The organism is Fulvivirga kasyanovii, assembly GCF_009711405.1.
In the GTDB taxonomy this organism is placed as follows: domain Bacteria; phylum Bacteroidota; class Bacteroidia; order Cytophagales; family Cyclobacteriaceae; genus Fulvivirga; species Fulvivirga kasyanovii.
In genome coordinates, this window is record NZ_SMLW01000441.1 from 1 (window position 1) to 10,509 (window position 10,509).

The following is a 10,509-nucleotide window of genomic DNA, read 5'->3' on the forward strand; positions in this document are numbered from 1 at the left end:
TAACTGCCTGCAATAGTGAAAAATAGTAATGCTGAACGATGTTGTGCCATTGAAAATACTACCTCATCAAGGTTACATTTCGCGAAAAATATTACATGAAAAATTGATACTATTTTTCGGTAGTGCATATTATTTTCTCTTATCTGTGTTTCGACGCTTTTTTTCTGTTTTTTTATTTAGTAAGAAAGCTACTCTCATCTGTGTATGAAATCAGGAATGGTTCTCACGGTTTCATTGAAAATATATCCCTCCAGCCCTAAGGCGCAGAGTGTTTACATCATGAATAATTTGCCAGTTTAATCCAAGGTCTTTTAATAATTCTATTCCTCTCCTTCACTGTAGCTCCCATATAATATGGAGATTGGGAAGTCATTGCCATGGACAAAGCCCGTTGGGTATTGGGCTTGGCCGCCGTACTCATCACTTAATTCGGGGACGCGTTCTTCCATATATATCTTAAGCTCATTAACGGTGATTTTATCATCGCCCGAATCAGCTTTTCCATCAAGTCCCTCCAGTAGGGCATAGGTGAATACCCCATGCTGCAGTACCTCAAATTCAGAGGCAAATTGCTGTGTGCCGCTGGATGCTATCATTACCACACCCGATGATCTTGCCAGTTGAACAATGGCCTTTTCTTCAGATGCTGCAGCCCTTACATTTATTGATTTTACTGCGCCCCCGGAATGGCAGGCATCCATCAAAATCAGTTGTTTTTGGGACTTAACCTGTGAGAGATAGTTTTTGAGGTCCGTGGCAGAGATCCCTTTTTCCTGTAGCTGTGCCGGATCACCATATAGTTTGGTGATGTCAGTAGGCACCAGGTAATATTCGTTGTCATTGTCCATGTCGAGTGTGCCATGGCCGGCATAATAAAATACAAATACATCCTCGGGCTGTGCCTGGGAAATGATTGATTCAAAGCCTTTGATTATATTTTCCTTTGTAGCTTCTGTGTCATAGATCTCTGTCTTGCGGATAGACTTGAACATTTTGCTGCTATTCTCAATGATTTTTTTGGTGAACGCTTTGGCGTCAGGGTGGGCATAGTTGAGGTTGTAGGCTGCATTCTTATACTTGTTGATGCCTACAGACAGAATATATAAACTGGATGTTGCGATTATTTCTCCGTTGTATTCGACCTTTAGATAATCAGGACGCGACTCGATCTTCTGAAAATTTTTAACAATCACTTTAAAGTCATTGCGCCCATTTACCAGGTCTACTTTGTATTTTTTGGTTACCCGTTGCCCTTCTCCAATAGATTTAAGCTGGTCATCTATAATGATGAGCTTTTCATTTTGGTAGATGTTAACCTCTTTTATACCACCACCTCCATCGTAAATTTCAACTTCAAGCTCCAGGGACTTACTTTGTGTTAGGTATTTGCCATCTTCATAGTCGAGTTGCTTTTCCTTACCCAGTGTAAGCGCGTTGGTATTAAAAAATGCCGCAGATGGTCTGTTAAGTTTGGTTAAGTCAAATATCCGTTCTCCTTCTTCGCGCAGTATCTCCACGACCCGTTTGCCTTGTTTAATACTTTTGTTCAGGGTTTCTGGCCTGTAAAGTATATCAAAATATTGCTCCGCAGTATAAAAATCGGCTAACTGATGGATGCCCTGGTTAATATGCCATCCAAAATATTGTGCCCTTGAAGAGCTACAGGTGAAGTAGCCTTCTGGTGTCCAGCATATCCATTCCCCATCATCCGAAACAAAAAAGTGTGCAAACGGATTGACTGTTTCACCCAAAGTGCCATATATATCTTCGATATCCTTCCAGGTTTTGTCGCCATTGTTTTTCAGGTAACTAATGACATCTTTCCAGGCTTTTGATGATGACAGGTGTGTTAGCGAATCCACTTCAAGGGTTGAAAAATACTCGCCCCAAACCGGATCGGTAAAGACTTCCCTCATGCTGGGTGCCTCCCCTTTTTCGGTCAGGCTCCAAAGTTTTATGGTCTGGTCTTCACTTCCGGAAGCCATATACCGGCCATCACGGCTTACCGTAACAGATCTGACACCTCCGGTATGGCCAAGAAATTCCTTAATCATCTGACCTTCCCGGCCATACATCTTTAAAGAAAAATCACTCCCCACTATTATATTTCCCTCAGGAGTAACCTGGAAATCAAGGATACGGCCATCTTCATATTCATTATTCTGGATCATGCCGCCGCGGCTGATCTCGAGAGTGTAGGCAGTGGTTTGCTTGATGTCTTTATTGGCATCCACTAAAAAGCTCCCCGCGGGTTTGTCCGGACTACTCTTTAGAGTGAATGAATTGAAATCGAAGGCAAATGGATAAGTAGATTTACCCGTATTTTTTGGCTGATCCCGGGAAATAAATATTTCCATACCGCTGCCAAAGGAAAGATCCCAGATGGTGCTGCCCTTTCCCTTAATGGTTTGTTGTGTGCGTCCATTTATCGGGTTCCATATCTGGATGATGTTATTGTTTCCTCCGGCGGATGCTACAAGGTAATTGCCACTGGCAGAAGCAGGAGAAAAATCTGCACTGAAAACGGTATTGTCATGACCATGGAACTCACTCCATCTATTTCCTTCCGGCACGGAGTAGCTGGCTCCCCGACCTGAAGCATCCAGCACAACCAGGATTTTGGAGTCATGGGAAAATGTAATGGCGTTGATTATGTTACTAAACCCTTCAAATTCTTTAACAAAAGAACCATCAGCTTTCCATAATATCAGTTCGTTTTCAAGGCTACAGGAGGCCATGTAGCTGCCATCGGGGGACACGCTTATTTTGTTAACTATACCTTTATGTTTCTTTAACTCCTGCAGTGGAAACTTCTTTACCCCACTATCAAGGCCTTTCAGGTTGTATAACAGTACATTTTTATTATCAGAAGCTACTGCAAGAGACTGTGTTTTATTGTTGAATGATAGCCCGGTAACTCTTTTACCTACTTCAATGGTTGTTACTGTTCTCAAGCGTTCTGTGTTATCGACTTTCCATACCCTTATGGTTCCATCATCACTTCCACTGGCCAGATATTTGCCATCCCCGGTAAAATCAAGGCTGTTGATTACATTGGTATGTCCTATAGCCGTCGCAATCTGTTTGCCTTTTTCAAGGTCGATGATAATGATGTAATTTTCTTTTTCAGTATTGACAGGGTATCCGCCTACAGCGAGCGTTTTACCATCAGGAGAAATTGCTGAGGCATACAGCATGCCTTCGGGGCCGTTACCAATTTCACTTTCGAATTTGTTGATCAGTTCAGCGGTTTTTGAATTCCAAACCCTGATAGTTTTATCTTCAGATACTGAAATTATTTTTTCACCATCCGGGGAAAATAAGATGTTGTATATTTTTCCAGAATGACCCTGGGTATTAATGACTATTCGTGGGACGCCCGTTTGAGCAATAGCTTCAGCTATGGTAATGGTAAGTATAGCCGTCAGCAAGAATATTTGTCTGACAAGTACATTCATAATTGTGTAATTTAATGCATGGGCTGGGCCAGCCTAACAAGTAAAAGTAGTTAAATTTTAGTACTTTAAAAAGGTGAAAAACAACCCTAAAACCATACCTCAGGCATGACATCAGCAAGATCCCGACTGCTTAGTATCTTATTTTGGTCAGTAATATCTGCAGCTTTCATAGGACCGGGTACCTTGACTACAGCAGCGTCTGCCGGTGCATCCTACAATTATCAATTGATCTGGACACTCGTTTTCGCTACTCTGGCCTGTATTGTGCTCCAGGAAATGGCTGCCAGGATTACCATTGCTTCAGGAAAGGAAATAGGACAAACCTTGAAGCAGTTGGGCGGCCGCTCATTATGGCTGATCTATTTTATAACTTTTGGGGTAATATTAGGGTGTGCTGCCTATGAGGCCGGTAATATACTTGGTGCCATAGAAGGTATAAACCTTGTATTTGAGATAAACAAACAGCTTTTGACGCTGCTGATCGGTATAGTTTGCGGATTACTGCTCTGGTGGGGTACGGTTAAGACAATCGCTAATATTTTGGGAATAGTCGTAGCTGTCATGGGTATAGCATTTATATACGTAGCCATGAAGGTGGAGATGGATAGTATGGAGGTGGCCACAGGGCTTGTCCCTTATATTCCTGATGGCTCGGAGTGGTTGGTTTTGGGTTTAATAGGAACCACCATTGTGCCTTACAATCTATTTTTGGGATCTGGGTTAAGTAAGGGGCAAAGCATAACCGATATGCGGTTTGGGCTCACTATTTCTGTCATTCTTGGAGGCCTGGTATCTATAGCTATACTTATCGCCGGAGCGCAGATTGACAACGGGCTATCGTTTCACAACCTGGCGGTGGTTATGGGAGAGAAGCTGGGTTCCTGGGCTAAAATCATGCTGGCCTTTGGGCTTTTTGCTGCTGGTTTTACTTCTTCCATTACAGCACCCTTGGCAGCAGGGGTACTGGCAAAGAGCGTTGCTGCCGAAAGAGGTCACAGGGTTTATAAATGGGTGTGGATTGGTGTGCTAATCACCGGGCTTGGCTTTGGCTTGGCTGAAGTAAAACCTATACCGATTATCATCGCTGCTCAGGCGATGAATGGTATGATCTTGCCTGTTGTCGCCTTGCTGTTAATCATTCAGTCCAACAATGCACAACTGATGAAAAACCATATAAACGGCATGGGGCTAAATGTTTTGGCACTGACCATACTGGACTTTGTGCTGATCATTGGAATTAACAATGTTTTTAAAGCAACCTACAGTGCTATGGGTGCAGAGTTGTCAAATGATTTATCCCGGTTAGTGATTATGCAGTTGATCGCTTTACCTGTGATGCTTTTTACCATAATGAAGGTTGTAAAGCTTAGGAAATCTTAAAGCTTATTGACGCGAACATTTTCCAGTTCAACGCGGGACAATTCTTCAAGCTGGCCGGCTTTAAATGCCTCTCCCATTTTCTCCAGCTCTGTTTGTAAGTTTGAGTTTGGTTTGTAGTTTATATAATCCACAAACCTGATGCCTTCCACTATTCTTTCATTATAAGCTTCCCTGAAGCGGAAGCCGCCTCCATCGGTATAGTACTGGTAAGCCAGATAATCTATCTTATGATTCGACTTGTTGATCCAGTAGATAAATATGTCCTCAAAGTCCTTTCCTCCGCCATTTTCATCAAAGGTAACCTTAATCTTGTGGTAGTCATTTTCTTTGATCTTTTCAGAGCCTAAGTATGTTTTATTGACCGCAGCGTCATTCAGGCCTTTGGGGAGGAGGGCAAAATATATCACTGAGTTGACAGAGTTAGAATATTTGACAGCCATGGAATCTGGAATATCTGCTTTTTCACCATTTATCTCTCTGTAGAAACCATCATTGCTAAGTACATCCCTGTAAAGGTTTGATGAGTCTTTGAACAAGCGCACATATTCATACTTGCCATCCTTCATTTTTGCGCCATACTCTTTATCCCGGAAAGTAAACTCTATTTCAACACTATTGAAATTATCCCCGCCTGCCAGTTCAATAGTTTTATCAACAAGGAGGTTGGCATCCTCAGTTTTTGTAGAACAGTTTATTAGAAGCAGGCCAGCGGCAAGAATGATCAGGTTTTTCATGAGTGTAAAGGTCTATATCAGTTTAGCATGTGTATTGATGTATCTTTCGGGCAATTCTCCTTTGGTGGCTGCCTGATAATCAGAATACGAACATGGAATGATACAGTTGCGTGCATACTTTTCTTTTCCGTGCGGGTACGGTACTTCCATCCACCATTTTTCACTCAGTTTACTTTTGTAAAAGCTAAGCGTTTCGGGCTCCGAAGGCATGGATACTACAAATTTCAGGTAGTCATTATTCTTGAAATTCTGATCATTTTTACGATGATAATATCCTTCTATAAAGTACCAGATCATGGTGGCCACCACTGAGGCAGTTTTTTTCAGGTCATCGTCATGTTCAGGATTGTATTCGTAAAAACCGGCGGAGCTGAGCTTTTCATTTAAACCGGCATACCAGCAAATCTGGCAGGCTTCTTCACCAGTAAGTCCAAATGGCTGAGCATTGGCGGTACCTGGCGCATCGCTTGATTTGATGGAAGTTATATCAAAGGATAGCATATCGGCATTGCGTATGATTGGCTCCATTTCCTTAATATTTGATCTCAAATGGCCGATCCGGTAAGCTTCAAAATAGAGCTTTTCCAAAATATTGATGGCATTCTGATCAATAAGATAGCTTTGATAGGCCAGATGGCTGTAATTAAAAAGGTAGTTGGGCTCGTGCAGCAGTATTTTATGAATGTGCTGCAGGTGAGGTGGCTGACTTACTCCTTCTTCCATATCCAGAAAAGCATCTACATTTAGCAGGCTGATCAGTTTATCCATACCTTCATATGCCTGGAACTGACCATAATCAAGGTCGTGGGAGCCACCAATGATAAGAGGAAGTACATTGTTTTCTATTAAAATCTGACAGACCTCTTTAATGCGACCATAGGTTTCGTCCAGGTCTACACCGTTACGAAGTGTGCCCATGTCAATGATCTTGTAAGGACCATATCCTTTTTTCAGGTTGTATAGTTTTTTCCTTATTTCCAGGGCTGCTGTAGCGGTGCCTTTGTTGATTACAGTGCCGCGCTCTTCATTTATTCCAATTATTGCTATGTCAGCATCCCTGTAATCGGGCATGCGCTCAGTATTGACCTTTATGTTTTTATAAAAGCTATTGGAAGATCTGATATGAGAAAAATGCTCTTCGTCAAGAGGGGAAAAAAATATTTTAAGGTCCATAGTGTCGGTATATTTTAAATAAAAATACGCTTTTGCTACTATAATAAAAAAGTGCTGTTAAGATTTTGGAATCATGTAATTGTGTGCATATGATATAAAAAAAGCCCCAAAGAGAATCTTTAGGGCTTTTACATATTTTATAATCGGTTTAGCCTCCGAAGTCGTCAAATCTGATGTTTTCTGGTGGTATTCCCATCTCATCCAACATCTTCAATACTGCTGCGTTCATCAAAGGAGGTCCGCATAGGTAGTATTCCACTTCTTCTGGTTCAGGATGGTCTTTCAGATAATTATCGTAAAGAGCCTGGTGTATGAAACCAAGGTAGCCGTCCGCATCCCTATCGTCTAGAGTTTTCTTTACTTTCCAGTTATCAGTGTCCAAAGGCTCAGAAAGTGCTATGTTGAACTGGAAGTTTGGAAACTCATCTTCAATCTTTCTAAAGTGATTGGTGTAGAAAAGCTCTTTTTTAGAACGTCCACCATACCAGTAAGAAACTTTTCTGTCAGTTTTCATAGTATGGAAAAGGTGGAAGATCTGAGCTCTCAGAGGAGCCATACCGGCACCACCACCGATGTAGATCATTTCACGATCTGTATAGTTAATGGCAAATTCACCGTAAGGTCCTGAGATAGTAACTTTGTCTCCCGGCTTTCTTGAGAATACGTATGAAGAGCAAATACCAGGATTAACATCCATGAATTTACCTGCATCTCTGTCCCATGGTGGAGTTGCAATCCTGATGTTCAGCATTACAATGTTTCCTTCCGCAGGGTGGTTGGCCATGGAATAAGCCCTGAAAATCTCCTCGTCATTTTTCATCACGAGATCCCACATTTTGAAGTTATCCCAGTCCTTTTGGAAAACGTCGTTAGGGTGTCCGAGTTCAGGCTTGGGAGTGATGTCCATTTCAGAGAATTTCACTTCGATCACAGGTACGTCTATCTGTACGTATCCGCCTGCTTCAAATTCCAAAGTTTCGCCTTCAGGAAGTTTCATAACGAATTCCTTGATAAAGGTAGAAACGTTATAATTGGATACCACTTCGCAATCCCACTTCTTGATACCGAAGATCTCTTCTGGTATCCTGATCTGCATATCTTGTTTTACTTTTACCTGACAAGACAGCCTTACGTTTTCTTTTTGCTCAGATCTGCTCAGGTGGCCAACTTCGGTTGGTAAAACGTCCCCGCCGCCATCTTCTACTACACACTTGCACATGGCGCAGGTACCACCACCACCACAGGCAGAAGGCAAAAATATCTTCTGAGCTGATAACGTGGAAAGTAGAGTTGAACCGGCCGTGGTTACAATAGGGTTATCTGTATCACCATTGATGGTAATTTTAACAGGTCCTGACTGCACCAGCTTCGACTGTGCAAAAAGCAATATGAAAACCAGTATGAGGATGATTATTGTAAATGCTACAATAGATGTTAGAATAACTGTACTCATTGAAATTGAATAGTTTCTTCAATAAAATTTTGACCCTTGAAAAGGGACTACAAATATATTTAGGAAATGTTTAAAACTATAATCTATGCTATTAAATTTTGGTTCAATTTAATGTGGATTAAATTGCTTTATTTATCAGAGAATCATCAGTTGAGACCCATTAAAGAAGGTTTTGAAACAAGCTGGAAGTACAGGATGGGTTTATACCATAATTCTTTCTTATACTTTTTTCGGAAGAAGTCGAAATGACCAAGTTTTTTTGTGTTGATATCAGCGGCTTTTATGTGATAGTGTTTAATTGTGTCTGTTTATGATTTGTCTATATATAAGCGGTTACTCCATACAGGAGGAAATTGCCTTAATGAATTCGGATTTTTTTAAGTATCTAGGTAATTGATGATTATATAAAATCTTGATAGCTTTTATATCGATTTCACTGTAGGACGTAACGGTTCTATTTCTGGTATTGTTGAAGATGCTATTATTATAGCGATCACTATCTCGAAACAAGCCTAAAGATTGTGTTACTTCTTCTCGAATGACATGAGCTCTTAAATCTGGGGATAATTTAGAGTCAGATATAATAATTTCGCTTTCTTTAATACGGCCAAGATCTGTCCTTGATTTTCCCTCAGATCCATAATAGGTAACCTCAAATTCGAAATCACCGTCAACGACCTTGCTTTTTCTGCCATTGTGGATAAACTTTATTTCTGTATTAAAATTTTGTTCTTTGGCAACAATATAAATTTTGATAGGCTCAATAATCTCATTGAGTTCATTTACAACTTGGTTAAGAGCTTTAATGTCTGATTGACTTGGTGATCCACTTATTTTGATCTTTACATCTTCATACCATCTGGCACTGCGGGCATCACTGTTATCTTTAAGCTGTTCAACCATATTATCAGAGGTAAACTCTGTGCCAAAAGCAATTTCCGCAAAATATGTCAGTTCTTCTTTTGAATAGGAGCTACAGAGCCTTTCTCCATATCTCTTCTCATTTTGAGAAGAACATGAGTTGAGAAATAATACTAAAAAAAAACTGACATATTTGAGTTTACTCATGGTACCAAGCAAGCATCTCCCGTTCCCATATCTACAATTACTTCAGTATAATGTTCACCGTACACTGGAGGCTTTTCATCTCCTATGCATGCTCCCAGGGCACTAACAATCTCTATTGTTAGTACTACAGGAGTATGCCCTCCTTGTACAGTTAACGCTTTTTCTGATTCCATTGAAGTTACAAAGCTTTCTAGCTTCAATTCTTCTAGTTTTAGTTTTTTACTCATTCTAATTTAAATAATAATAAAGGTATATAATTAGAATCTAAAGCTATAGATTTAATTTATGGAACGCAATTATTTAAACGATATTTTGATTAATTATACCGAAGAGTACATTGATAAGATCAGTATAGATATAAATTCCGGCGTATACCTTAAGAATACCAGATTTAAAGCTTTTGATATCTATAGTGGAACTAGTGGTTGTGGACTATTTCTCATTAACCTTTCAGAGCATTTGAAGGAAGCTAAATACCTAGCCTTGGCCGAAGATGTTGCACATTGGATGATCAACCATAATGATATTTCAAAAGAAGTTTCCAATTCATCCTTTTACAGTGGCTATACTGGGATTTCATTTTTCTATTTAAAGCTTTACAAAGCAACCAATAAAATGCTTTATAAAAAGGAAGCCATCTCTTTACTAAAAAACAACAACATACTTAAGGTTAATAATTTTGATTTAATGAGCGGTTTGACAGGTACTATTTTGGGTATTTTGCATTGCTACAATTTGCTTCATGAACTGTTTTTGTTAAAAAGGATCAATTCAGCCATAGAAAAATTGGTGAAAGAGGTTAAGGTCAGCAACTACGGATGCTACTGGGACGAAGCAAATATGAACATTCTTCCGTTATGTGGCCTGGCCCATGGAGTATCTGGAGTAGCTTTTGTGCTTACTGAGTTAGCAAATTATTTCAATAATCCATCTTTTCTTTTTCTGGCGTTTGAGGGTAGACAATATGAAAATTCATATTATGATAAGTCGTTAGCAAACTGGCCCGATTTCAGGTCTCAATTCAGGGGTAATCCGAATACTGACATTAGCAGGTATGCACTTGGAGACAAAGCCCATTTTGAACAAAGACCACCAATGACAGCATGGTGCCATGGAGCTCCAGGTATCGGCATTTCCAGACTCAATATGTATAACATGGTTGCTAATATCAATCTTAAGAACGAGTTATATAACATTGCTTCCAAAATAGAAAATAGCTTGAAAGAGAACTTAATGCATATGA

General features: G+C 40.2%; 8 protein-coding genes. 2 read left to right on the forward strand and 6 right to left on the reverse strand.

The window, feature by feature from the left end; genetic code table 11:
- Nucleotides 1-320: 320 nt before the first annotated feature.
- Nucleotides 321-3,458 (reverse strand): caspase family protein, encoded by a 3,138-nt coding sequence (locus E1163_RS06925; protein WP_155170711.1) that lies wholly within the window; start codon nt 3,456-3,458, stop codon nt 321-323.
- Nucleotides 3,459-3,563: 105 nt separating this feature from the next.
- Between E1163_RS06925 and E1163_RS06930 the strand changes: the two genes are divergently transcribed.
- The gene (locus tag E1163_RS06930; RefSeq protein WP_155170712.1) at nt 3,564-4,838 is read left to right on the forward strand and encodes an Nramp family divalent metal transporter; all 1,275 of its coding nucleotides are present in this window, start codon (nt 3,564-3,566) and stop codon (nt 4,836-4,838) included.
- Here the strand turns inward: E1163_RS06930 and E1163_RS06935 are convergent.
- The 5 genes from E1163_RS06935 to E1163_RS06955 all read right to left on the reverse strand — a co-directional run bounded on the left by E1163_RS06935 (nt 4,835) and on the right by E1163_RS06955 (nt 9,493).
- On the reverse strand, nt 4,835-5,572 hold the full coding sequence (locus tag E1163_RS06935) for a DUF6503 family protein (RefSeq protein WP_155170713.1): 738 nt from the start codon (nt 5,570-5,572) through the stop codon (nt 4,835-4,837). The genes E1163_RS06930 and E1163_RS06935 overlap by 4 nt on opposite strands.
- A 12-nt stretch (nt 5,573-5,584) precedes the next feature.
- Nucleotides 5,585-6,745, reverse strand: a complete 1,161-nt coding sequence (locus E1163_RS06940; RefSeq protein ID WP_155170714.1) for a formimidoylglutamase — start codon at nt 6,743-6,745, stop codon at nt 5,585-5,587.
- Between the two features lie 148 nt (nt 6,746-6,893).
- A complete protein-coding gene (gene nqrF, locus E1163_RS06945) occupies nt 6,894-8,198 on the reverse strand; it encodes an NADH:ubiquinone reductase (Na(+)-transporting) subunit F (protein ID WP_155170715.1) in 1,305 nt (434 codons plus the stop codon).
- A 333-nt stretch (nt 8,199-8,531) separates the two neighbouring features.
- On the reverse strand, nt 8,532-9,266 hold the full coding sequence (locus E1163_RS06950) for a DUF2927 domain-containing protein (protein ID WP_155170716.1): 735 nt from the start codon (nt 9,264-9,266) through the stop codon (nt 8,532-8,534).
- A complete protein-coding gene (locus E1163_RS06955; protein WP_155170717.1) occupies nt 9,263-9,493 on the reverse strand; it encodes a pinensin family lanthipeptide in 231 nt (76 codons plus the stop codon). The genes E1163_RS06950 and E1163_RS06955 overlap by 4 nt, the downstream gene beginning before the upstream one ends.
- A gap of 58 nt (nt 9,494-9,551) precedes the next feature.
- Here E1163_RS06955 and E1163_RS06960 point away from each other — a divergent pair.
- Nucleotides 9,552-10,509, forward strand: a 958-nt coding sequence (locus tag E1163_RS06960; protein WP_155170718.1) for a lanthionine synthetase LanC family protein, incomplete at its 3' end; no start/stop codon positions are given.

Excerpts from the sequence above, each read along its gene's own strand:
- nqrF (WP_155170715.1), bottom strand. The coding sequence starts at position 8,198 with ATGAGTACAGTTATTCTAACATCTATTGTAGCATTTACAATAATCATC.
- E1163_RS06935 (WP_155170713.1), bottom strand. The coding sequence starts at position 5,572 with ATGAAAAACCTGATCATTCTTGCCGCTGGCCTGCTTCTAATAAACTGT.
- E1163_RS06955 (WP_155170717.1), bottom strand. The coding sequence starts at position 9,493 with ATGAGTAAAAAACTAAAACTAGAAGAATTGAAGCTAGAAAGCTTTGTA.
- E1163_RS06940 (WP_155170714.1), bottom strand. The coding sequence starts at position 6,745 with ATGGACCTTAAAATATTTTTTTCCCCTCTTGACGAAGAGCATTTTTCT.
- E1163_RS06930 (WP_155170712.1), top strand. The coding sequence starts at position 3,564 with ATGACATCAGCAAGATCCCGACTGCTTAGTATCTTATTTTGGTCAGTA.
- E1163_RS06925 (WP_155170711.1), bottom strand. The coding sequence starts at position 3,458 with ATGAATGTACTTGTCAGACAAATATTCTTGCTGACGGCTATACTTACC.
- E1163_RS06950 (WP_155170716.1), bottom strand. The coding sequence starts at position 9,266 with ATGAGTAAACTCAAATATGTCAGTTTTTTTTTAGTATTATTTCTCAAC.